This window comes from Allobosea thiooxidans (genome assembly GCF_900168195.1).
Taxonomy (GTDB): Bacteria; Pseudomonadota; Alphaproteobacteria; order Rhizobiales; family Beijerinckiaceae; genus Allobosea; species Allobosea thiooxidans.
In genome coordinates, this window is sequence record NZ_FUYX01000018.1 from 34,365 (window position 1) to 56,102 (window position 21,738).

The window sequence follows — 21,738 nt, forward strand, 5'->3', positions numbered from 1 at the left end:
CGCCGTGATGGAGGAAGGCCTGTCCGCAGAACGTTCTGCAGCCGAATCCGCGCAGAATGTTCTGGTCGCAGGCGGGCTGGGTTTCGTGGGTTCGCACATCGTCCGGGCGCTGGTCCGCGACGGATACAGGCCTGTGCTCTTCGGTCCGGCCATGGCCGAGGACCGGCTCGCCGATATCGCGGGGCGTTACGCGGTTTTCGAGGGCTCGATTAGCGATCGCGATGCGCTGGAAGCCGCGTTTGCGGCTTTCAAGCCTTCGCAAGCGATCTCCTGTGTCGCGCACAGCGTCGGCAGGCAGGGGTTGATGCGTGCCGGCGAGGCCGAATCCGACGCCGCTTTCGAGGTCAATGTCGCGGGGCACGGAAAGCTCGTCGAAGCCGCCTGCCGTGCTGGCGTCAAGCGCATCGTCTGGGCCGGGTCGAGCGTCGTGTACGGACCGGCATCGGTCTATGCGCGCAGCCATGTCGACGAGAACGACGCCTCGGCGCCGACCACCGTCTACGGCATGACCAAGCATCTCGCCGAGGAGCTCTCGGCTTTCATGACGCGGCGCTATGGCGTCGAGGTCGTCAGCATGCGGCTGCCGCTCATCCTCGGCCCGGGGCTCTGGTATCAGGGCGCGGCCAGCGCCCTCGCCGAAGTCTTCGCCGCGGCGCGCGAAGGCCGGCCGGCGCGCGTCACCTTCCATGATCACGCCGTCGACCTGATGCATGTCGTCGACGCCGCCGAGGCGATGCTGGCAGCGCTGAAGCACCGCGGCCCAGTGCCGGTTGCGTACAATGTGAAGGGCTTCGAGGCGAGCATCACCGATCTCGTCGCGGCCGTCAGGCTGCGCCATCCGGAGGCGGATATCGCGGTCGAGCGCATCGAGCCCGCCCTGCTGCTGCCGCTGATGGACGGCAGCCGCTTCGTCGCCGAGACCGGGTTTGCGCCCCGCTACGATCTCGGCGGACTCGTCGACGACCTTCTCGCCAGACATTCGGGAGCAGCGCAATGATCGAACAGCGTCTTGTCGAGCTCGGCATCGCATTGCCCGAGGCGGCGTCCCCTTCCTTCAACTATGTGCCGGTGACCCTGTATCGGGGCGTCGCCTATGTCGCCGGCCAGCTGCCCAAAGTCGACGGCGAGATCCGGATCCGCGGCAAGGCGGGAGGGGAGGTCTCCCTGGAGACCGCGCGGGGCGAGGCCCGCATCTGCATCCTCCAGGGATTGGCCTGCCTCAAGCAGGCGCTGGGATCGCTCGACCGAATCGAGCGCGTGCTCAAGGTCACCGGCTTCGTCGCATCGGCCGCCGGCTTCAACGACCAGCCGAAAGTCCTCGACGCAGCTTCGGATCTGCTGGGCGAGATCCTGGGCGAAGCCGGCCGCCATGCGCGTTCCGCCGTCGGCGTGGCGGAGTTGCCGCGCGATGCGAGCGTCGAGATCGAACTGGTCGTCGCCTACCGCGACTGATCTTGCGGAAGAGGGGAGCCGGCCAACGGGCGCCCGGCCTTCCCCTGGATTCAACGATCCGAACCGGAGCCCGGTGAGGGGAGAACAACAGTGACGCGTTTCGATATCCCAGGCGCGATCGACCGCCGGGCCTTCCTGGCCTTTGGCGGTCTGGCCGTCGCCGCTGCCGTGATCGGCCCCGCCGGTGCGGCCGAACTCTACGGGCCGAAGCCGACGGGAGCGAAGACCGGCGGTACGCTCAATATGGGTCTGCTCGTCGAGCCGCCCGGCCTCGATCCGTTCCATCAGGCCGCGGATGCCCGCATCCGCCTGACCGTGCTGATCTATCAGGGCCTGTTCTATGAGAGCCCCGAAGGCACGGCGATGCCGCTGCTGGCCGAGGGCTTCGATCTCTCCGGCGACCGGCTCGTCTACACGGTGCGGTTGCGCAAGGGCGTCAAGTTCCACACCGGCCAGCCGATGACGGCGAAGGACGTCGCCTATAGCTACAACTACATCAGGGATCCCAAGAACGGCTCGCCGGGCGCCGGCGACTTCGCGATGATCACGGCAGTCGAGGCCGTGGATGACGCGACCGTCAAGATCACGATCTCGGCGCCCAACGCGGCTTTGCCGATGACGCTCGGCAACAAGTACGGTGGCGTCGTTCCGGCCGGGTATTTCGACGATCCCGAAGCCAAGACCAAGCTGAACCAGGCGAGCGTCGGAACCGGGCCGTTCAAGCTCTCGGAGTTCAAGCCGAACAGCAATGCGACGCTGGTACGCAATCCGGATTACTGGGAACCCGGCGTGCCCTATCTGGATCGGATCAACTTCATCTTCGTGCCGAATGCCGCGAGCCTGCTGGTCGGCCTGCGCAACAAGCGGATCGACATCGCGACCCTGGCCCGGCCTCAGGACGTGAAGCAGGTCGAGGGCGTCGCCGGCCTGACCGTCGAGAGGAAACCCTCCTTCAATCAGAAGGCAATCGACCTCGGCGCCGAGCTGAAGCCGCTCGACGACGAGCGGGTCCGGCGCGCCATCGCGCTCGCGGTCGACAAGGACGAGATCATGCGGGCCTCGATCGGCGGCCTCGGCAACGTAATCGGGACGATGGTCGCCGGCATGCAGGACAGCTGGGGGGCGCCGGCCGACAAGCTGGCGAACCAGAAGGTCGACATCGCCGCCGCCAAGAAGCTGCTGGCCGAAGCCGGGCATCCGGACGGCTTCGATCTCACCCTGACGACGATCATCGGCTATGACTGGATGGACGCCGCCGGCGTGATCCTGCGCGAGCAGCTCGGGAAGGTCGGGATCCGGCTCGCCATCCAGCGGGTCGAGCTCGGAGTCTGGGTGAAGAACTTCCAGTCGAAGCAGATGGGATTCACGTTCAACGACTGGGCCACGGTCCCCGATCCGAACCTGTTGTTCTATCGGCATTTCCACAAGGCACCGGAGGGCGCGGACTTCCGGAACTGGAAGAACGACGCGGCCAGCAAGCTGCTCGACGAGGGACGGGTCGAGAGCGACCCGGCCAAGCGGCGCGACATCTATGTGCGCTACCAGCAGGTCATGGCCGAAAGCGTACCGACCATCATGCTATTCTCGGCGGATCATGTCGTGGTCCGCGGCCAGAAGGTGCAGAACTACGACCAGCATCCGACGGGCTGGTATTACGGCCTGGCCCGCACCTGGATCTCCTGAACCACCCACACGGCCCCCGAGCGCTCGGGGGCCATTCTTGGCGCGGCTCCCGGTCGGCCGCGCCGCCAGATCCAGGAAACGCGGATTTCTATGGGCGTCTACATTGCAAAACGATTGGCCGCGTCGGCGGTGACGGCGCTGCTCACTTCGATCGTGGTCTTTCTTCTGGTGCGCTCCGTCCCGGGTGACGTCGTCGGACAGATGCTGGGACAGACGAGCGATCCCGTCGCGGCGAAGGCCCTGCGCGAGTTCTTCGGCCTCGACCAGCCGGTCTGGCGGCAATACGCCAACTGGCTCGGACGAGTTCTCGCAGGCGATTTCGGCACGAGCTGGACGCGCGGCCAACCGGTGATGGGCATGGTCGGCTCGGCGCTCGGCGTCACGATCCAGCTTGCCGCCGCCACGCTCGTCCTCGCTACGGCGATCGGGGTGCCGCTCGGGATTCTCGCGGCGATCTACGAGGGGCGGGCGCCCGACCGGATCGTGCAAGCCTTCAACCTGCTCGGGCTCGCGGCCCCGGTCTTTTGGATCGGGCTGATGCTGCTCGTCGGCATGTCCTCAAGCTTCGATTGGTCGCCACCGCTGATGTATGTGCCGCTGCATGAATCGGTCAGCGAAAACCTGTCGATCATCGCCTTGCCGGTGCTGAGCCTGGCCCTGCTGCAGGCGGCGGCCTACAGCCAGTTCGTTCGACAGAGCATCGTCTCGGCGCTGGGGCAGGACTATGTCCGCACCGCCGTCGCCAAGGGTCTGTCGACTCGGACGGTCTTCTTCCGGCACCTGCTCCGCAATATCGGCATTCCGCTCGTCACCTTCATGGGCCTGATCCTGATCCAGATCCTCGGCGGCGCGGTGATCATCGAAAGCCTGTTCGCCTTGCCCGGGCTCGGCCGGCTTCTGCTGTCCTCGATCGAGACCCGCGACTATCCCGTGCTGCAGGCAGGGCTTCTCGTCGTCGTCGTCATCGCCATGCTCGTCAATCTCGTAGTCGACCTCTCCTACCGGATCATCGATCCGCGGGTCCGGCTGAGTTAGGTCTCCGATGAACGCCTCATCTGTCGATCCCACCTTTCGCCAGCGGGTCGCGAAGCATGCACGCCGGCTGCGGCATGAACCGGACCTGTTGATCGGACTGGTTCTCTCTAGCTTCGTGTTGCTCGTGGTCCTGTTTCCGGGCCTGTTCGCCGGTCATTCGCCCTTGGCGGTGAATGTCGACCGGGCCATGGAGGCACCGTCCGCGACGCACCTCTTCGGCACCGACGACGTCGGCCGCGACGTCCTCGCGCGAGTCGTCTACGGCGCCCGCATCACGCTTTCGATATGCGCTTCCGCACTGGTCCTGGCGGCCGTGATCGGCGGTGCGCTCGGCCTGCTGTCCGGCTTCGTCGGCGGGCGGATCGACATGCTGTTCGGCCGGCTGATCGATGTGGTTCTCAGCTTCCCGCCGATCATCTTCGGCGTGATGGTCACCGGCATATTGGGGCCGAAGACCACGAATCTGATCTTCGCGCTCACCGTGGTCTATGTGCCGCTGTTCTTCCGGATCGCCCGCTCGGGCGCCATGGCCGAAGCCGGCATGATCTATGTCGAGGCAGCCCGCAGCATGGGGTTGTCGCAGGGGCGCATCCTCCTGCGGCACGTCGCCCGGAACGTACTGCCTGTGATCCTCGTCCAGTGCATGGTCCTGTTCCCGCTGGTGCTGCAGATTCAGTCGGCACTGGGCTTCCTCGGGCTCGGCGTGCAGCCGCCGACTCCGGACTGGGGCGCCATCCTGCAGCAGGGCAAGGACTACATCCTGCTGGCGCCCTGGATGTCGGCCTTTCCCGGGCTGGCGATCCTGATCACGGCGCTCGCGCTGATGCTCGTCGGCCGCGGCCTGCAGCGGCGGATGGACCGGCGCTAGGGCATCGGGCCGAAAAGCCGAGCGCGGTTGTCGCGAAGAGCCGATGCAAGATCAAGGACCTGAATCGCCGGACCGAACACGGTGCTCAGTCCGACAATCCAGGGCCGGTCCCGCTCAGCTTTCGCTGACCGACATCAGGGTCCGCAGCAGATAGCTGCTGATCAGCTCGCGCGCCTTGGCCGCGTCGCGCTTCTGCAGCGCCTCGACGATCCGGGCGTTGTCCCGCGCCGCCGCTTCGCGGACGGCGCTGATCGGCAGCGGATGCCCGCCCGGGCGGCCCCAGCCGGACCTGCGCCGCGATTCGATAATCCGCTCGAACACCGAAATCAGGAAGCCGTTATGGGAGGCACGGACGATTGCGAGATGCAGCGCGTATTTGGCTTCCTTGAACTCGCTCCAGCTCCCGGCATTGCGCAGCGCCTCGAGATAGGCGGAGAGAGCGGCAAGATCCTGCTCGCTGGCCCGCTCGGCGACCAGCTCCGCCAGCATCGGCTCGAACATCAGCCGGGCCTCGAGCAGTTCGCCCAGGCTGAACTCGGGCTGCGACGCGCGCGCCTCCGCTTCCTTTGCCTTGTTGCGCGCCACGAAAGTGCCGCGTCCGACATGCCGGATGATCAGCCCTTCGTCAGCGAGCTGGTTCATGGTCTTGCGCACCGTGTTGCGCGCCGCGCCGAAGCGCGTCGCCAGGGCGCGCTCCGTCGGCAGGCGCGTGCCGGTACGCAGCTGCCCCTCGACGATCGAGCTTCTCAGGCTCTGGTAGATGGCATCGCTATCGGAGTCCGATTTGAGCCGCGGGCTGGTCTGGTCCGGTTGTCTCGCCAGATTGTCGATCATGTTTGGTCTGATTTGGTTCCGCCAATGAGATTATCGATACATCATTCGAACTCGATGTTCAAAAGCCCCGCACGGGAGGCGGCGCACAGGGTTCGGAGGATCATTGGTTGCGTTTGGGTAAGATTGGTTTAAACCAATGCAGCCGATGTGAACGCGAGGATTCTGCCATGGGTCAGCAAGAGGGACGGACAGGAGCGCAGATCCTGGTCGACTGTCTGAGATTGCAGGCCGTCGACCGGGTCTTCTGCGTCCCCGGTGAGAGCTACATCTCGGTTCTCGACGCCCTCCACGATGTCCGCGACGAGATCGACCTCGTCGTGTGCCGACAGGAGGGCGGCGCGGCCAATATGGCGGAGGCGCATGGCAAGCTGACGGGGCGTCCGGGCATCTGCTTCGTCACGCGCGGGCCCGGCGCGACCAACGCCTCGATCGGCGTCCACACCGCCTTCCAGGATTCGACGCCGATGATCCTGTTCATCGGCCAGGTCGGCCGGGACTTCTCGGACCGGGAAGGCTTCCAAGAGGTCGACTTCCGGGCCATGTTCGCACCCTTGGCCAAATGGGCCGCGCAAATCGAGGATGCGTCCCGCATTCCCGAATACCTTCATCGCGCCTTTCAGACGGCGATGGCCGGGAGGCCCGGCCCGGTGGTTCTGGCCCTTCCGGAGGATATGCTCGCCGAGGTCGTCGAGGCCGATCTCGATCTCGGCCGCCGCGCCGAGGCCGTCGCATCCGCGGCCCGTCCGGACCAGATCGAGCAGGTGATGTCGCTGCTCGCCAAGGCGCGGAAGCCGATGGTGATCGCCGGCGGCGGCGGCTGGACCGAGCAGGCGGGCCGGGATCTGGTCAGCTTCGCCAGCCGCAACCAGCTGCCGGTGGCGGTATCGCTGCGCTGCCAGGACTATCTCCCGAACCGGGAGCCGTGTTTCGTCGGCCATTTCGGCATCGGCGCCGAGCCGAGCCTTGCCAGGCGCCTTGCCGAAGCAGACCTGCTTCTCGTCCTCGGGCCGCGTCTCGGCGAGATGACGACGGCGGGATACACGCTGCTGGTGCCGCCGCGACCGCGGGGCAAGGTCCTCGTCCACGCCCATTCCGACGCGAACGAGCTCGGCCGCGTCTATCAGGCCGATCTGCCGATCCATGCGGCCGCGGGCAGCGTCGCGGCGGCGCTCGCGGCCTGCGAACCGACGCCAGAGCCGGCCTGGGCCGCCTGGACCGCGGCCTGCCGGGCAGACTACGAGGCCAGCCTCGCACCATCGCCGCAACCAGGTGCCGTGAATCTGGGCGAGGTCGTCGAACAGCTCAGGGCCGCCCTGCCGGACGAGACGATCATGTGTTCGGGCGCCGGGAACTACACCGGCTGGCTTCATCGCCACTGGCCGTTCAACAGCTATCGGACGCAGCTGGCGCCGACCTCCGGCGCGATGGGCTACGGCGTGCCGGCGGCCATCGCGGCGAAGCTCACCTGCCCGGAACGCGAGGTGGTGTCGGTGGCCGGCGACGGCTGCTTCATGATGAACGGGCAGGAACTGGCGACAGCCGTGCAATACGGCCTGAAGATCCTCTTCATCGTGGTCAACAACGGCATGTACGGCACGATCCGCATGCACCAGGAGCGTCACTACCCGACCCGGGTCAGCGGCACGGCGCTGGTCAATCCGGACTTCGTGACATTGGCGCGCGCCTATGGCCTGCACGCCGAGCGCGTGGAGCAGACCGCGGATTTCGAGGCGGCGCTGGAGCGCGCGCGCAAGGCTGCGGGAAGTGCGCTGATCGAGCTGGTCACCGACCCTGAGGCATTGTCCGTACGCAGCACGCTGTCGAAGCTGCGCAGCGCGTCCTTGGAACGCCTGGCGCCCGTCGCGTGAGTCAGTCGGCCCGATCCGGTTTTGAGGGAAACATGTCGAACGATCCGATTTGGGCTGGGCTCAGCCCCGAGGAACACGAGTTCCAGTACAATCCGCAGGCCGCGTTTCCGAACTTCAAGGATGCGCAGGCCGCGCGCGCGCCGGTCAACGCGGCGGCGCTGTCGAAGCTGCAGCGCCATGCCGATCTGGCCTATGGCGATCATCCCCTTCGAAAACTCGACATCTATCCCGCGGCGGGGGACGGCAAGGCCTCTGTCCATGTCTTCTTCCACGGCGGTTATTGGCGCGCACAGGACAAGCAGAACTTTGCCTGCGTCGCCGCACCGCTCGTCGCGGCAGGGGTCACGACCGTCGTCGTCAATTACGAGCTCTGCCCAGGATCGACCCTCGATGGGGTCGCCGAGTCCGCGCTCGCGGCGCTGGGCTGGGTGAGCCGCGAGATCGCGCGGTTCGGCGGCGATCCGGGCCGCATCAGCCTGTCCGGCCATTCCGCCGGCGCCCACCTCGTCGCCGAATGCCTTGCGCATGACTGGTCGGCAGAGGGCGTCGATCCGGGCTCGATCGTCGGCGCGGTGCTCATCAGCGGCATCTACGACCCCCGCCCCGTCATTGGCACCAGCGTCAACGCCGAGGTTCGCCTGACCGAGGACGTGGCGCGGCGCCGCGATGTCGAACGCCGCCCGGTGCGGGTCGGTTGCCCTGCGAGCCTGTTCGCCGGGGGCCTCGAGCCCTGGCACTGGGTCGACCAGACCTATCGCTACGCGCATCACCTGCACCGCAGCGGCGTGAACCCGGAGGTTCATGTCCTGCCGCGCTGGGGACATTTCGACATTCTGAACGACCTCGTCGAAGGCGAGGGACCGATCTCGAATGCGATCCTTCGCCAGGCCCTGCGCAGGCGGGACTGAGGCACTTGGCGAGGCACGGGAGGAACTGCAGACCATGAGCCGTCTCTTCAGAATGACCGCCTATGAGCTTTGCTCCGACGCCGTCATCCGGATGCAACCCGACACCGTGTCGGCCATCTTCGCCCGGCAGGGCGAGGCCGTCGTCGCGGATGAACGCGTCGCAGAGGATGGCGCGGCCTTTGCCCTCGCCGGGGACGCGCTTTCGAGCTCCGGCTGTGCCTGGCTTTTCGAGATCGGCCCCGCGGAAGCGAGGTTGCGCCGCGAGGAGGGCCTGCAGCCGATCCTGTCCCGCATCGCCACCGCGCCCGAGGGCGAGCTCATTCTGCGCATCGACAGGGTCGGCTCGGCAGCAGGTGCCCAGACACCGGCACACCGGCATCGCGGCCCGGGAATCCGCCGGCTCGTGAGCGGGCTGCTTCACGCCGAGGTCGGTGGGCATTTCGACCGGATCGAACCAGGCCAGGCCTGGTTCGAAAGCGGCCGCGAGGACGTCGTCGGCACCAATGTCAGCGGTGGCGACAATTCCTTCGTGCGGGTGATGTTGCTGCCGTCGGAGCTGGCCGGCGGGGCGAGCTCGTTCGTGGCGGCTTCGCCCGTCGATGCGGCAAAGCCGCGGGCCGCGCGAATCCAGATCCTGGGAGAGCGGAAAATCTGACGGCGGGAACACGGCTGCGGAGACCGATCCAGAATAGAGATGGCGGGACCATCGCCGGGCATGCGCCATCTCCAATCCCGTTGCCGCTCCACTCCGCGCGCCGACGCCGAGACCGATCGGGATCCAACGGCAGCACATTCTGTGCTGCTGTGGCGATAGTCGATCGGAGTCGATGATTTTGAGCTTTCTCACTGAAAGGCCGGAGCCAGGAGACTGCATTAACTGGCATCGTCTCCTGCCAATCCCAGCCCCGCAATAATCAGCCGGGCAAGCATGCCGACTCGCTGGCGAAGCACTTGGCCAGGCAAAAGCTCAATGCCGGGCAGTTGGTCGCGCAATCCTCCCCTTGCCCTGATCAGTCGGGCGGCACGGCATGGCGCCGTCCATCGCCATTTCCACGGCGTTCGCGCGGCTGAGTCCGGCCGCAGCCGGACCGACGAAGGCAGCCAGGATCGCGGCCGTGACGAACAGGGCCAGCACCAGACAATGCGCAACGAGCCGAAGCTTCATGAGCCTGCATCGCCATGGCTCCGAAATCCACGAAAGGCCCTGCGCTTCAAGACGCCGTCAACGCCCGAGGAGAAGCCACTGGCGGAGTCGAAGTCGCTGCGGCTGTAGCCGGCGACGACACCGAAGCCACCGGCCGAGCGCTGGCGCCTGGCGGCGTTGCCGTCGCCAGCGGTTGCCCCAGGCGCCATAGCCCCGGCCCCAGACCGCGAAGCGATCCGTCCGCGGCAGCGGGCATCGCCCGCTCAGAGCGCGTGCCGCGTCGATGCCAGCAGGCCCGAGAATGCGTCGCCGCCATGAGCAGCTGATTTTTCGGCGAACCGCAAATGCCCACTTGATTTCGTATATGAAATTAATTTTTATACGTGGGAGAGGCGCGCGATCAGAACGGCGCCCACGGAGGCGCCCTTTGCATATTCTCGCCACCGCCTATCGGGCGCTGCTCATCGCGCTCGTGGCGCTGATCGTCGCGATCGTCGCGATCGCCGTCGTCTTCCGCTATGTGCTCAACACGCCGCTGATCTTCAGCTTCGACCTCGCCACCATCCTGTTCGTCTGGCTCGTCTTCCTCGGACTCGCGCCGGCGGCGCATGAGGGCTCGCACATGGCGGTCGACCTGTTCACCGCCCTGCTGCCGGAGGGGATCGCCAAGGTGCTGGCGCTGGTCGTCCGCCTGCTGATGATCGCGATCGCGCTGTTCCTGATCCGTCATTCCTGGGACCTCGCCATGCGCACCCGCATGGAGATCGCCTCGATGCGCATCTCGATGATCTGGGTCTACATGGCGATGCCGGTCGGCTTTGCCGTCTTCGCCGCATACGAGGCCTGGGCCCTCGCCATGAGCGCGGTCGGCCGCCCCATCGGGAGGCATGCGCAATGAGCCCGAGCGCGCTTCTCAGCGTCTTCCTGTCGCTGACGGTCATCGGCCTGCCGATCGCCTTCGTGCTGCTCGGCACCGGCATCGCGATGACGCTGGCCGATCCCGACATCCTCGAGGTCGCCTATATCCAGAACATCATCGTGGGCACGCAGTCCTTCCCGCTGATCGCGATCCCGCTCTTCATCCTCGCCGGCGAGCTGATGAACATCTCCGGCATCACCCGCCGGCTGATGGATTTCGCGCAGGCGCTGACGGCGAACATGATCGGCGGCCTCGCCCAGGTGAACATCGTCCTGTCGACCCTGAAGGCGGGCATGATGGGCTCGGCCAATGCCGACGCCGCCATGGACGCCAAGACCCTCGTGCCCGAGATGGTCAATCGCGGCTACAGCCCGGCCTATGCCTCGGTGGTGACGGCAGCCTCGGCGCTGATCGCGCCGATGATCCCGCCCGGCATCGGCCTGATCCTCTACGGCTTCGTCACCGACACCTCGATCGGCCAGCTCTTCATGGCCGGCATCCTGCCCGGCCTGATCATGACGGTCGCGATGATGGCGATGTCGCATTGGGTCGCCAGGCGCCGTGGCTACGGCCGCGACAGCGAGCCGATCGCGCGCGGGCAGATGTGGCGCACCTTCGTCGGCTCGGTGCCGGCGCTGCTGATGCCAGTCATCATCGTGCTCGGCATCCGCGGCGGCGTCTTCACCGCCTCTGAGGCCGGTGCCGTCGCGGTGGTCTATTCCCTGGTCTTCTGCATCGTCTATCGCGAATGCGGCTGGAAGGACCTGGCCAACGCGCTTGCATCGACCGCCTCGACGACCAGCGTCATCATGATCGTGCTCGCGGCTTCGACGGCGCTGAGCTGGACCCTGTCCTTCGAGCAGCTGCCGCAGAAGGTCGCCGAGATGCTGGTCGACAGCTCCTCGAACCAGCTCTCGCTCTTCCTGATCGTCGCGGTGCTGCTGCTGATTGCCGGCATGTTCGTCGAAGGCACGGCGCTGATCCTGATCCTCGCGCCGATGTTCGCGCCGGCGGCGGCCAAGCTGAACATCGACCCCGTCCATTTCGGCATCTTCTTCGTCTACATGATCCATCTCGGCGGCATCACGCCGCCGGTCGGGACGATCATGTTCACGACCTGCGCGATCACGCGCGTGCCGCTCCAGGACTTCATCAAGGAATCGCTGCCCTGGCTCGCGATGCTGCTCGGCATCGCGGCGCTGATCGCGGCCGTCCCCGGCACCGCGACCTGGCTCGGCTATCTCTGACCACAAAACACAAAGGGAGGAACGACCGATGAGCTTGAGGATGATGGGCGGCGCCGCGGCGCTGGCGGGGATGCTGATCGCCGGCGTGCCGGCAGCGCAGGCCCAGCAGAAGACGCCGGTTCTGCGCTTCGGCCACATGAATTCGCCGACCCATATCGTCAATCTCGGCGGCCAGCGCCTGAAGGCGGCGATGGAAAAGGCGAGCGGCGGATCGGTCCAGATCGATCTGTTCCCGAGCGCACAGCTCGGCGAGAACTCGGCGGTGCTGGAGCAGCTCACGCTCGGCTCCAACATCATCACCCAGGTCGGCCCCGGCACGATCGCGCAATATGTGCCGAACTATGCGGTGATGGTGCACCCGTTCCTGTTCAAGAGCTGGGACGAGGTGAAGAAGGTCGCCGGTTCCGATCTGGTCAAGGGCTGGGAGAAGGACCTCGCCAAGCACAACATCAAGCCGCTGTGCTTCTTCAACTTCGGCACACGCGACCTCTATACCCGCAGCAAGGCGGTGAAGACGCCGGCCGATTCCGCCGGCCTCAAGATGCGGGTCCAGCCGGTCGCGATCTATACCGAACTCGTCAAGTCGATGGGCGGGCAGCCGACGCCGATGCCGTGGCCGGAGGTCTATAGCGCGCTCTCGCAGGGCGTGATCGACGCCGCCGAAGCGCCGCCGAACGCGATCGTCGACCAGAAGCATTTCGAGGCCGCCAAGTTCTACATGAAGACCAACCACATCCTCGACGCCTCGATCGTGGTGATGAGCTTGCGTGCCTTCAATGCGCTCAACGCCGAGCAGAAGAAGACGCTGGAAAGCGAAGCCGGCGCCGCCTGCGACTGGATGACCGAGGAATCGAACAAGGTCTATGACAGCGCCGTCACCGAGCTCGAGAAGCGCGGCATGACGATCGTCAGCGATGTCGATCGCGCCGCCTTCGAGAAGTCGGCCGGCTCGATCCAGAAGGCCTTCCCCGACTGGTCGCCCAATCTGGTGGCCGATATCCGCAAGCAGCTCGGACGCTGAGACCCAACCGCCGGGCGCAGCCATGCGCCCGGCCTATCGGAGCCGGACCGTGACGGACGACAACGACGCCACCAGCCGCTATCGCGCGCCCGCGCTGGAGAAAGGGCTCGACATCATCGAGCTGCTGGCGAGCTCGGCCAGCGGCATGTCGCTGACCGCGATCGCCAGCACGCTCGGCCGCTCCATGGGCGAGATTTACCGGATCGCACTCGCTCTCGAGGCGCGCGGCTATATCCGCCGCGACCAGGATTCCGACCAATATGCGCTGACGCTGAAGCTCTTCGAGCTGTCGCATGAGAACCCGCCCACCAACCGGCTGCTTTCGGTGGCGCTCCCGCTGATGGAAAAGCTCGCGGCCGATGCGCAGCAATCCTGCCATCTCGCCGTCCTCAGCGGGGCGCGGGTCCTGATCGTCGCGCAGGTCGATGCGCCGCGGCCGATGCACTATGCCGTCCGCCTCGGCGCGCAGTTCCCGCTGGCCGAGACCAGCTCCGGCGCCGTCCTCTTCGCCTATCAGCCGGACCATCATAGGCAGGCGCTGCTCGATGCGAGCATCGCCTCCTTCCCGGAACTGGCCGAAACGCTGCCCGAGAGGGCCGAGAAGGTCCTTTCCGAGGGCGGCGAGCGACGCGAAAGCCTCGTCGTCTCCGGCGTGACCAACCTCAGCCAGCCGGTCTTCGATCATCGCGGCGTCATCGCCGCCTGCCTCACCATCCCGTTCCTCGCCCAGAAGGGCCTTGCCGTCGACATCGACGCGGCGGAACGGGCCGTCATCGCCACGGCGGCCGGAATCTCGGCCGCGCTCGGCTGGCGCGACCCGCGCCAGACCACCGACAATGAAGGAGAAGCCGCATGAGCGGAGCGCTCTCAGGGCTGCGCGTGCTCGATTTCAGCCATCTGCTGTTCGGCCCCTTCGCCACGCAGATGCTCGGCGACCTCGGCGCCGACGTGATCAAGGTCGAGCGGCCGGTCAGCGGCGACCTCTACCGGGATCTCCCGCCCTTCTTCAATCGCAAGGTCGGCGATTTCGAGAATCCGAGCTTCCTCGCCTGGAACCGCAACAAGCGTTCGCTCGCGGTCGATCTCAAGAACCCCGAGGGCAAGAAGCTCCTGCAGGACATCGCCGCCACGGCGGACGTCTTCGTCCAGAACTTCCGCCCGGGCGTGCTCGACCGGCTCGGCTTCGGCTATGAGGAGCTCTCGCGCCTCAACCCGCGGCTGATCTACTGCTCCGGCTCCGGCTATGGCGAGAGCGGCCCCTATCTCGAGCGGCCCGGCCAGGACCTGCTGCTGCAGGGCCTCTCCGGCATCATGTCGATGACCGGGCGCTCCGGCGTCTCGCCGACGCCGCTCGGAGTCGCCATCGCCGACCAGCTCGGCTCCTATCACATGATCTACGGCATCCTCGCCGCGCTCTATCACCGCGAAAGGACCGGACGCGGCCAGAAGGTCGAGGTCGACCTGTTCCGCGCATTGCTCGCACACCAGACCCAGGAATTCGTCACCACGCTCAACACCGGCCGCGTCTTCGAGCGCCCGAATTCCGGCATCGCCCATCCCGGCATGCCGGCGCCCTTCGGCGTCTACCGGACGAAGGACGGCTTCCTGAACATCGCGATGAACCCCTTCGCCAGGCTGGTCGAGGCGCTGGAGGCGCCGGAGCTCGCGCGCTTCGACGATGCCGAGACCCTGTTCGACCGGCGCGACGAGGTCCATGCCGCGATCGAGGCGGTGACGCAGACGCGCACGACCGCGGCCTGGATGGAGCGGCTGCTCTCCTTCGATCTCTGGTGCGGCGAGGTGCTGCGCCAGGAAGAGGTGCCCAACGACCCGCAGGTGAAGCACATGAACGCCTTCACCTCCTACCAGCATCCGGTGATCGGCGAAGTTCAGACGGTCAACGTCCCGGTCACGCTCTCTGAAACGCCCGGCAAGGTCGAGCGCCACGCGCCGATGGTCGGCGAGCATACGGTCGAGATCCTCGCCGAGCTCGGCTTCGACGGCGAGCGCATCGCGGCGTTGCGGAACTCCGGCGCCGTCTGGGTTCATCCGAAAGCGGACACGGCCGCAGCATGACGAGCGCTTTCACCAGCTTCGAGCGGCGCGGCCCGGTCGCGCTGCTGACCTTCTCGCGCCCCGACCAGCTCAACGCCATGAGCGGCGCCATGGTCGAGGAGATCCTCGCCGCGATCGCCGAAGCGGCCGGCGATCCGGCCATCCGCGCGCTCGTGCTGCGCGGCGCCGGCGGCAACTTCATGGCCGGGGCCGACGTCAAGGCCTATGCCACGCAGTCGGCCGAGGCCTTTCGCGATTTCCAGGAGAGTGCCGGCCGCGTCTATGGCGCGCTCGAAGGGTTGCCCAAGCCCGTGATCGCCGCGGTCGAGGGCTATGCGCTCGGCGGCGGCTTCGAGATCGCGCTTTCGGCCGATCTGATCGTCGCCCATGCCGACGCCAGGCTGGGCCTGCCCGAAGTCAAGCTCGGCCTCGTCCCGGGCGGCGGCGGCACGCAGCGCCTGGCCCGCAAGCTCGGCCCCAACCGCGCCGCCGAACTGCTCATGACCGGCCGCTTCGCCAGCGCGCAGGAGATGGCGAGCTGGGGCGTGGTCAACCGCGTCGCGGAGGATGCGCTGGCCGAGGCGCTGGCGCTGGCCGAGCAGATGGCGAGGCATCCGGCCGGGGCGTTGGCCGATCTGAAGCGTCTCAACCTCGCAGCGTGGCAGACGGGTCTCGACGCCGGGCTGGACGCCGAGCGCGATGCTGTCTGCGCCCTCTTCCTCTCCGGCGACGGCATGCAGCGCATCCGCGACTTCGTCGCGCGCTCGGAGCGCAAGAAGATTGAAGGAACCAAGGCGTGAGCATCGCCCTCGAAGGTATAACCTGGGACCATCCGCGCGGGCGTGCGCCGCTGGAGAAGAGCATTACGCGCTACCGCGCCGAGCGACCCGACGTCGCGATCTCCTGGCGGGCCCGCAGCCTGCGCGATTTCGGCGAGCTGCCGCTTGAAGAGCTCGCCGAGCGCTTCGATCTCATCATTTTCGACCATCCCTTCGTCGGCCAGGCCGCCCGGCGGGGCCTGCTCGTCGATCTCGCGCCGCATATCCCGGCAGAGGCGATGGCCTGGCTCGATTCGGGGGCAGTCGGCCCATCCTGGCGCTCCTATCACTGGCAAGGCGCGATCTACGGCCTGCCGATCGACGCCGCGGCGCAGGTCGCCGCCTATCGGCCCGATCTGTTGGCGAAGGCCGGGCGCCATCCGCCGGCGACCTTCGACCAGTTGCTGCGGCTGGCGCGGGACCTGCGCGAGCACGGGCTCTGGGTCGGCGTGCCGGCCTGTCCGATCGACGCTGTCTGCATGGTGCTGACGCTCGCCGCCAATCTGGGGCGCCCGGTGACAGCGGAGAACCCCGTCTTCCTCGACCGGGAATTCGGCGTTCGCCTGCTGGAACGGCTCAAGGCCCTGGTCGCGCTGAGCCATCCGGAATCGGTCCGGATGAACCCGATCCAGATGCTGGACCTGGCTGCGAACGGCGACGAAATCGCCTATGTCCCCTACACCTTCGGCTACACCAACTATTGCCGCGCGGAAGCGGAAAAGCCGCTGCTTTTCGCCGACATCGTCGCGGCCGGCGATCGCGCCTGCCAGGGCACGCTGCTCGGCGGCGCCGGCTTCGGCGTCACCAGCCGCTGCCGGAATGTCGCGGAGGCGGTGCGCTATGGGCTGTGGCTCTGCTCGCCGGACTATCAGCGCACGCATTACTTCGCCGATGGCGGCCAGCCCGGCATGCTGCAGGCCTGGACCGATCCGGCCTGCGACGCCCAGAGCCTCGGCTTTTTCTCCGGCACGCTGCGCACCCTCGGCTCGGCCTATCTGCGTCCGCGCTTCGCCGGCTATGTGCCGTTCTTCGAGGAAGGCGGCCTGAAGACCAATGCCTTCCTGCGCGGCGAAGGCAGCGCCGAAAGCCTGGTCGACTGGTTCAATGGCGCCTTCGCCGACGCCCTCAAGAACGCCTGACGAGAGGACCGAAGACGATGACTGGCATCCGCCTGCGCGGAATGACCTGGGACCATCCGCGCGGCTACGACCCACTCGTCGCCTGCTCGGCGCTCTACAGAGACCGCCACGGTGTCGAGATCACCTGGGAGAAGCGCTCGCTCCAGGATTTCGAGTCGTTCCCGGTCGAGGAGTTGGCGCGTCGATACGATCTCATCGTCATCGACCATCCGCATGCCGGGCAGGTGGCCCGCGAAGGCTGCCTCCACCCGCTCGACCAGCCGGACTTCTCGGCAGAGCGACGCGCGATGCTGGCGAGCTCGGTCGGGCTGTCCTATCGCAGCTATGTCTTCGACGGCCGGCTCTGGGCGCTGCCGCTGGATGCGGCGACGCAGGTGCAGGCCTGGCGGCCGGACTTCCTCGGCAGCCCAGCCGAAACATGGGCCGAAGTGATCGCGCTCGCCCGCGCCGGCAAGGTCGTCCTGCCCTTGCGCGCGCCCCATTCCCTGATGTGCGTGATGACGCTCGCCGCCAATCTCGGCTGGCAGCCCGGCGGCAATGGCGAGGATTTCATCCCGCACGCCGTCGGTGAAGCCGCGGTCGAGCAACTCGCCGAACTCTCCGGCCATCTCGATGAGCGCTGCTTCTCGCTCGATCCGATCGCGGCCCTCGACCTGATGGCGGACAGCGACGAGCTGGCCTGCTGCCCGCTGGTCTACGGATATGTCAGCTACGCCCATGCCGGTTTCCGGCCGCATCGGCTCGCCTTCGCCGATATCCCCTGCCTCGGCTCGAGCGGACCGCTGGGCTCCGTTCTCGGCGGCACGGGCCTTGCGGTCTCGGCCAGGTCCGAGCAGCACGAGGAGGCCGTGAAATTCGCCTACTGGGTCACGTCGGGCGACGTGCAGCGCGGCCCCTATACCGCAGCCGGCGGCCAGCCCGGGCATGGAGCGGCCTGGCTGGATGCGGCCGTCGATCAGGCCGCCAACGGCTTTTACAGCCAGACGCGCGCGACTCTCGAAGGCGCCATGCTGCGGCCGCGGCACGATGGCTACATGGCCTTCCAGGACGGGGCTGCCCGCCTCATCGCGGAGGGACTTCTCGCCAAGACGCCGGCGAGGCGCATCGTCGAAGAGGTCAACCACCTGGCGCATGCGGCGAGCGCGCGGCAGGGGCGTTGATCGAAGCCCTTCCGGGCTCGCGCCGAAAAGCGGCGAGCTCCGTCTCGGAAACGGTTCGAGGCTGCCGGGGCTCGGTCGCATGTCGCCCCAGCCGGATGCAGGGGCCCCCTTCGCCGGTGGGCGCTTCTCAAGCGGCGGGCTTGTCCCTACGGTCCGCTGCGCGGGTAGACGGCGGAGTCGCTGGTTGCCCGCGGGACATCACGCAGCAACCGGCTCTGGAAGGCTCTCATGGCGCGCCATCACTTCGTTCCGACCCGCTATTCGAACGAGATCGGCACCCAGCCGCCGGTTCTGGAGATCGCCAGCGGCGACAGCGTCATCACCACCACGCTGGATGCCGCGGGCTTCGGCGGCGATGGCGAGCAGCATGCCCCGCGCGGCAACCCGATGACCGGCCCCTTCTTCGTCACCGGCGCCGAGCCGGGCGACGCGCTGCTCGTCACCATCGAGCGCATGACGCCGAACCGGAAGACCGGCTGGACCTATTCGCCGCTGGCGCCCGGCGTGCTCGATCCGTCGGTCCTGGCCGAGCTGCCGAAGCGCGAGCGCTACGAATGGGCCATCGATGCCGAGGCCGGCACGGTGAAGCTGCTCGAGCCGACCGACCGCATCAAGGACTGGAGCTTCCCGCTCGCGCCGATGCTGGGCTGCTTCGGCGTGGCGCCGGAGCGCGGCCAGGCGATCTCCACCGCGACCAGCGGCGCCTATGGCGGCAATATGGACTACCGGCTGTTCGGGCCGGGCGCGACCATCGCCTTCCCGGTCTTCGTGGACGGCGCGCTGTTCTTCCTCGGCGACGGCCATGCCTGCCAGGGTGATGGCGAAATCGCCGGCACCGGCGTCGAGACCTCGTTCGAGGTCGAGTTCTCGGTGAAGCTCGTCAAGAGGCTCGGCCTGCGCTGGCCGCGCTGCGAGACCGAGACTGATCTGCTGGTGATTGCGGCCGGCCGCCCGCTCGACCAGCCGCTGCAATTCGCCACCACGGAGCTGCTGCGCTGGGTCGGCGAGGATCTCGGCGTCAATCCGGTCGAGGCGAGCCACCTGCTCGGACAGGCGGTGCGCTACGACATCGCCAACGTCTTCAACCCGGCCTATTGCGTCGCCGCGCGGCTGGCGAAGACCGAGCTCACCCGCCCGATGTCTCTCCTCGCCCGTACCTGACGCCTCCCGCAGTCACCGAAACGCCGACCAAGAAGACCGACCATGTCCGAGAACACCGCCGCCCTGAAGGCCGAGCTGCTTCAGGCGATCGATGCGCGCCGCGACGAGATCATCGAATTGCTGCGCCGCTTCCTGCGCATCAAGAGCGTCAACCCGCCGGGCGACACGCGCGAAGCGGCCGCCTTCGTGCGCGAGCTGCTCGACGCGGCCGGCGTGCCACATCGCACCGAGGCCTTCGTGCCGGAAATGCCGAACATCATCGGCCGCTGGGAGGCTGGAAAGCCCGGCCGCCATCTCATGCTCAACGGCCACATGGACATCTTCCCGGTCACCAACGAGAAGCTCTGGGAGGCCGAGATCGTCGACGGCAAGATCATGGGCCGCGGCGCATCCGACATGAAGACGGGGACGCTGGCCTCCATCCTCGCCTACTGCCAGCTCTTCCCCCACCGCGAAAAGCTCAATGGCGCGCTGTCGCTGACCGTGGTTTCGGACGAGCAGTCGGGCGGGCGCTACGGCACCAAGTATCTGTTCGACGAATTCGGCGACGAGATGGAGGCGGATTGCTGCCTCAATGGCGAGCCGAGCGGCCTCGCCAATCTGCGCTTCACCGAGAAGGGCACGCTGCGCTTCTCGCTCTCGGCCAAGAGCATCGGCGGCCATGGCGGCTATGCCCACCGGGCACGCAACCCGATCGCGGATGTGAGCCGGCTCGTGACCATGATCTATGACCGGTACCACCTCAAGCTCGCCGAGCTGCCGCCGGAGATCGACGCAGTGCTGACCTCGCCCGAGACGATCGCTGCGGCCGATCTCAATCTGGGCAAGGGTGCCGGCGACGTCGCCCGGCGCATCACCGTCAATGTCGGCATCCTGCAGGGCGGACAGAAGGCGACGCAGATCCCGACGCATTGCATTGCCCATCTCGACATGCGCATCCTGATCGGCTCCGACCGCGACGCGATCCGGGCCGATCTCGAAGCCCTCGCCCGCGAGGCCGGTTGCGAGATGGTCGTCAACGAGGATCACAGCTATCCGGCAAGCCTGACCGATCCGTTCAGCGAGATGGCCAATATCCTGCGCGGCAATATCCGCGAGCTGCTCGGCCATGACGCGCCGCCGGTGTCGAGCCTGGGCGGCACCGATACGCGCTACTGGCGCTGGCGCGGCGTCCCGGCGCTGATCTGCGGCCCCTCCCCGATCAGCATGGGCACCGACGAGGAGCACGTCACCATCGAGGAGGCGATCGCGGTCATGAAGCTGCACGTCGCCTGCGCGATCGATTATCTCGGCTCGACCGGACAGGCCGGATAGTGCTCAGCCCGCAGGAACCGGCGCCGCTTCGGCGAGCAGGCCCTGCACCTTGAGATCGGACCAGAGCGCGGCTGGGACCGGCCGCGCGACGAGGTCGAGATTGCGCGCGACCTCCTGCGGCGTGACGGCGCCGAGCACGATCGTCGCCACCGCCGGATGCGCGGCGCAGAAGGCGAGCGCCGCCTGTGGCAATGCCACGCCATGAACGGCGCAGGCCGCTTCGATCCGGGCGACGCGTGCGAGGATCTCTGGCGGCGCGGGCTTGTAGTTGTAGAAGGCGCCGGGTTTTGCGCCGGTGGCCAGAATGCCCGAGTTGAAGACACCGGCCAGCATCACCGCGATCTTCTTCTCCAGCGCGAGCGGCAGGAACTCCGGCAGCGCGCCCTGCTCCAGCAGCGAGTAGCGACCGGCCAGCATCATTACGTCGAAATCGCCCGAGCGGGCGAAGCGCACGCACATCTCGGCCTCGTTGACGCCGACGCCGATCGCCTTGACCGCGCCCGACGCACGCAGCTTCTCCAGTGCGCGATAGGCGCCGTCCATGGCCTCCGCGAAGCGCTGCTCCATCCGGTCGCCATGGGTCCAGACATCGACGTCATGGATCAGCAGGATGTCGATATGGTCGGTGCCAAGCCGGAGCAGCGACTGCTCGAAGGAGCGCATCGCACCGTCATAGGAATAGTCGATCACCGCCGGATGCGGCAGGCCGCCGGCATAGCCCGAGCCATCGCGCTTCGGCTGGCCGGCCGCCATCCAGCGCCCCACCTTGGTCGAGACCATGACGCTGTGGCGCGGCACGCTGCGCAAGGCGGCTCCGATGCGGTGCTCGGACAGGCCATGGCCGTAGAGCGGCGAGGTGTCGACGAGGTTGATACCGGCGGCGACCGCGGCACGGACCGTGTCCTGCGCCGTCACCTCATCGAGATGCACGTAGAGATCGCCAAGCGGCGCGCCGCCGAAGCCGATCAGGCTGGGGGAGAGGCCCGCGATCGGGCGGCCTTTCGGCAAGGCGCCGGGAGAGGAAGCAACGCCGTTCGACATCAATGATCCGCTCGAAGCTGGAAACAGTTTCCATCAGGCCGAGCCGTCATTGCGAGGAGCGAAGCGACGAA

General features: G+C 67.2%; 21 protein-coding genes. 18 read left to right on the forward strand and 3 right to left on the reverse strand.

What is annotated here, in order from left to right; all coding sequences use genetic code 11:
- Positions 1-7 precede the first annotated feature (7 nt).
- From B5Y19_RS22955 to B5Y19_RS22975, 5 genes are all read left to right on the forward strand, one after another.
- Positions 8-997, forward strand: coding sequence for an NAD-dependent epimerase/dehydratase family protein (locus B5Y19_RS22955; protein ID WP_055730094.1), 990 nt, complete (start codon positions 8-10; stop codon positions 995-997).
- Entirely contained in the window at positions 994-1,452 is a 459-nt protein-coding gene (locus B5Y19_RS22960) for a RidA family protein (RefSeq protein WP_055730095.1), read from the forward strand. The genes B5Y19_RS22955 and B5Y19_RS22960 overlap by 4 nt, the downstream gene beginning before the upstream one ends.
- A gap of 90 nt (positions 1,453-1,542) precedes the next feature.
- Positions 1,543-3,135 carry an ABC transporter substrate-binding protein gene (locus tag B5Y19_RS22965; RefSeq protein WP_244555699.1) on the forward strand — a complete coding sequence of 531 codons (1,593 nt, stop codon included), beginning with the start codon at positions 1,543-1,545 and terminating at the stop codon, positions 3,133-3,135.
- Positions 3,136-3,225: 90 nt separating this feature from the next.
- Positions 3,226-4,170, forward strand: a complete 945-nt coding sequence (locus B5Y19_RS22970; protein WP_055730096.1) for an ABC transporter permease — start codon at positions 3,226-3,228, stop codon at positions 4,168-4,170.
- 88 nt (positions 4,171-4,258) lie between these two features.
- Positions 4,259-5,038, forward strand: a complete 780-nt coding sequence (locus B5Y19_RS22975; protein WP_244555700.1) for an ABC transporter permease — start codon at positions 4,259-4,261, stop codon at positions 5,036-5,038.
- Positions 5,039-5,152: 114 nt separating this feature from the next.
- On the opposite strand, the gene B5Y19_RS22980 is transcribed toward B5Y19_RS22975, so the two are convergent.
- Positions 5,153-5,872, reverse strand: coding sequence for a FadR/GntR family transcriptional regulator (locus tag B5Y19_RS22980; protein ID WP_055730098.1), 720 nt, complete (start codon positions 5,870-5,872; stop codon positions 5,153-5,155).
- A 167-nt stretch (positions 5,873-6,039) separates the two neighbouring features.
- Here B5Y19_RS22980 and B5Y19_RS22985 point away from each other — a divergent pair, with 167 nt between their 5' ends.
- The 3 genes from B5Y19_RS22985 to B5Y19_RS22995 are packed head-to-tail and all read left to right on the forward strand — an operon-like array spanning position 6,040 to position 9,303.
- Positions 6,040-7,740: a thiamine pyrophosphate-binding protein gene (locus tag B5Y19_RS22985; RefSeq protein WP_055730099.1), complete on the forward strand. Its 1,701-nt coding sequence runs from the start codon at positions 6,040-6,042 to the stop codon at positions 7,738-7,740.
- A 32-nt stretch (positions 7,741-7,772) separates the two neighbouring features.
- Positions 7,773-8,648 carry an alpha/beta hydrolase gene (locus B5Y19_RS22990; protein ID WP_055730100.1) on the forward strand — a complete coding sequence of 292 codons (876 nt, stop codon included), beginning with the start codon at positions 7,773-7,775 and terminating at the stop codon, positions 8,646-8,648.
- A 52-nt stretch (positions 8,649-8,700) separates the two neighbouring features.
- The gene (locus tag B5Y19_RS22995; protein WP_055730101.1) at positions 8,701-9,303 is read left to right on the forward strand and encodes a cupin domain-containing protein; all 603 of its coding nucleotides are present in this window, start codon (positions 8,701-8,703) and stop codon (positions 9,301-9,303) included.
- A 312-nt stretch (positions 9,304-9,615) separates the two neighbouring features.
- Here the strand turns inward: B5Y19_RS22995 and B5Y19_RS23000 are convergent, their stop codons facing one another.
- Entirely contained in the window at positions 9,616-9,813 is a 198-nt protein-coding gene (locus B5Y19_RS23000) for a hypothetical protein (RefSeq protein ID WP_055730102.1), read from the reverse strand.
- A 406-nt stretch (positions 9,814-10,219) separates the two neighbouring features.
- On the opposite strand from B5Y19_RS23000, the gene B5Y19_RS23005 reads away from it, so the two are divergent.
- From B5Y19_RS23005 to B5Y19_RS23050, 10 genes are all read left to right on the forward strand, one after another.
- Positions 10,220-10,690, forward strand: coding sequence for a TRAP transporter small permease (locus B5Y19_RS23005; protein WP_055730103.1), 471 nt, complete (start codon positions 10,220-10,222; stop codon positions 10,688-10,690).
- A complete protein-coding gene (locus B5Y19_RS23010; RefSeq protein ID WP_055730104.1) occupies positions 10,687-11,958 on the forward strand; it encodes a TRAP transporter large permease in 1,272 nt (423 codons plus the stop codon). Before B5Y19_RS23005 ends, B5Y19_RS23010 begins: the two co-directional genes overlap by 4 nt.
- A gap of 28 nt (positions 11,959-11,986) precedes the next feature.
- On the forward strand, positions 11,987-12,979 hold the full coding sequence (gene dctP, locus B5Y19_RS23015; RefSeq protein WP_055730105.1) for a TRAP transporter substrate-binding protein DctP: 993 nt from the start codon (positions 11,987-11,989) through the stop codon (positions 12,977-12,979).
- Positions 12,980-13,028: 49 nt separating this feature from the next.
- Positions 13,029-13,835 (forward strand): IclR family transcriptional regulator, encoded by an 807-nt coding sequence (locus B5Y19_RS23020; protein ID WP_176168703.1) that lies wholly within the window; start codon positions 13,029-13,031, stop codon positions 13,833-13,835.
- On the forward strand, positions 13,832-15,055 hold the full coding sequence (locus B5Y19_RS23025; RefSeq protein WP_055730107.1) for a CaiB/BaiF CoA transferase family protein: 1,224 nt from the start codon (positions 13,832-13,834) through the stop codon (positions 15,053-15,055). Before B5Y19_RS23020 ends, B5Y19_RS23025 begins: the two co-directional genes overlap by 4 nt.
- Positions 15,052-15,834 (forward strand): enoyl-CoA hydratase/isomerase family protein, encoded by a 783-nt coding sequence (locus B5Y19_RS23030; protein ID WP_055730108.1) that lies wholly within the window; start codon positions 15,052-15,054, stop codon positions 15,832-15,834. The genes B5Y19_RS23025 and B5Y19_RS23030 overlap by 4 nt, the downstream gene beginning before the upstream one ends.
- Positions 15,831-16,991 carry an ABC transporter substrate-binding protein gene (locus B5Y19_RS23035; RefSeq protein WP_055730109.1) on the forward strand — a complete coding sequence of 387 codons (1,161 nt, stop codon included), beginning with the start codon at positions 15,831-15,833 and terminating at the stop codon, positions 16,989-16,991. The genes B5Y19_RS23030 and B5Y19_RS23035 overlap by 4 nt, the downstream gene beginning before the upstream one ends.
- Positions 16,992-17,008: 17 nt before the next feature.
- Entirely contained in the window at positions 17,009-18,151 is a 1,143-nt protein-coding gene (locus B5Y19_RS23040) for an extracellular solute-binding protein (protein ID WP_055730110.1), read from the forward strand.
- Between the two features lie 228 nt (positions 18,152-18,379).
- Positions 18,380-19,312, forward strand: coding sequence for an acetamidase/formamidase family protein (locus tag B5Y19_RS23045; RefSeq protein WP_055730111.1), 933 nt, complete (start codon positions 18,380-18,382; stop codon positions 19,310-19,312).
- Positions 19,313-19,354: 42 nt separating this feature from the next.
- Positions 19,355-20,626 carry a M20/M25/M40 family metallo-hydrolase gene (locus B5Y19_RS23050; protein ID WP_055730112.1) on the forward strand — a complete coding sequence of 424 codons (1,272 nt, stop codon included), beginning with the start codon at positions 19,355-19,357 and terminating at the stop codon, positions 20,624-20,626.
- 3 nt (positions 20,627-20,629) lie between these two features.
- On the opposite strand, the gene B5Y19_RS23055 is transcribed toward B5Y19_RS23050, so the two are convergent.
- Positions 20,630-21,667: an aldo/keto reductase gene (locus B5Y19_RS23055; protein WP_055730113.1), complete on the reverse strand. Its 1,038-nt coding sequence runs from the start codon at positions 21,665-21,667 to the stop codon at positions 20,630-20,632.
- Between the last annotated feature and the right edge of the window lie 71 nt (positions 21,668-21,738).

What these genes read in the sequence shown, in the direction of transcription:
- B5Y19_RS22955 (WP_055730094.1), top strand. Translation starts at nt 8, where the DNA reads ATGGAGGAAGGCCTGTCCGCAGAACGTTCTGCAGCCGAATCCGCGCAG.
- B5Y19_RS22960 (WP_055730095.1), top strand. Translation starts at nt 994, where the DNA reads ATGATCGAACAGCGTCTTGTCGAGCTCGGCATCGCATTGCCCGAGGCG.
- B5Y19_RS22970 (WP_055730096.1), top strand. Translation starts at nt 3,226, where the DNA reads ATGGGCGTCTACATTGCAAAACGATTGGCCGCGTCGGCGGTGACGGCG.
- B5Y19_RS22980 (WP_055730098.1), bottom strand. Translation starts at nt 5,872, where the DNA reads ATGATCGACAATCTGGCGAGACAACCGGACCAGACCAGCCCGCGGCTC.
- B5Y19_RS22985 (WP_055730099.1), top strand. Translation starts at nt 6,040, where the DNA reads ATGGGTCAGCAAGAGGGACGGACAGGAGCGCAGATCCTGGTCGACTGT.
- B5Y19_RS22990 (WP_055730100.1), top strand. Translation starts at nt 7,773, where the DNA reads ATGTCGAACGATCCGATTTGGGCTGGGCTCAGCCCCGAGGAACACGAG.
- B5Y19_RS22995 (WP_055730101.1), top strand. Translation starts at nt 8,701, where the DNA reads ATGACCGCCTATGAGCTTTGCTCCGACGCCGTCATCCGGATGCAACCC.
- B5Y19_RS23000 (WP_055730102.1), bottom strand. Translation starts at nt 9,813, where the DNA reads ATGAAGCTTCGGCTCGTTGCGCATTGTCTGGTGCTGGCCCTGTTCGTC.
- B5Y19_RS23010 (WP_055730104.1), top strand. Translation starts at nt 10,687, where the DNA reads ATGAGCCCGAGCGCGCTTCTCAGCGTCTTCCTGTCGCTGACGGTCATC.
- dctP (WP_055730105.1), top strand. Translation starts at nt 11,987, where the DNA reads ATGAGCTTGAGGATGATGGGCGGCGCCGCGGCGCTGGCGGGGATGCTG.
- B5Y19_RS23025 (WP_055730107.1), top strand. Translation starts at nt 13,832, where the DNA reads ATGAGCGGAGCGCTCTCAGGGCTGCGCGTGCTCGATTTCAGCCATCTG.
- B5Y19_RS23030 (WP_055730108.1), top strand. Translation starts at nt 15,052, where the DNA reads ATGACGAGCGCTTTCACCAGCTTCGAGCGGCGCGGCCCGGTCGCGCTG.
- B5Y19_RS23040 (WP_055730110.1), top strand. Translation starts at nt 17,009, where the DNA reads ATGACTGGCATCCGCCTGCGCGGAATGACCTGGGACCATCCGCGCGGC.
- B5Y19_RS23045 (WP_055730111.1), top strand. Translation starts at nt 18,380, where the DNA reads ATGGCGCGCCATCACTTCGTTCCGACCCGCTATTCGAACGAGATCGGC.
- B5Y19_RS23050 (WP_055730112.1), top strand. Translation starts at nt 19,355, where the DNA reads ATGTCCGAGAACACCGCCGCCCTGAAGGCCGAGCTGCTTCAGGCGATC.
- B5Y19_RS23055 (WP_055730113.1), bottom strand. Translation starts at nt 21,667, where the DNA reads ATGTCGAACGGCGTTGCTTCCTCTCCCGGCGCCTTGCCGAAAGGCCGC.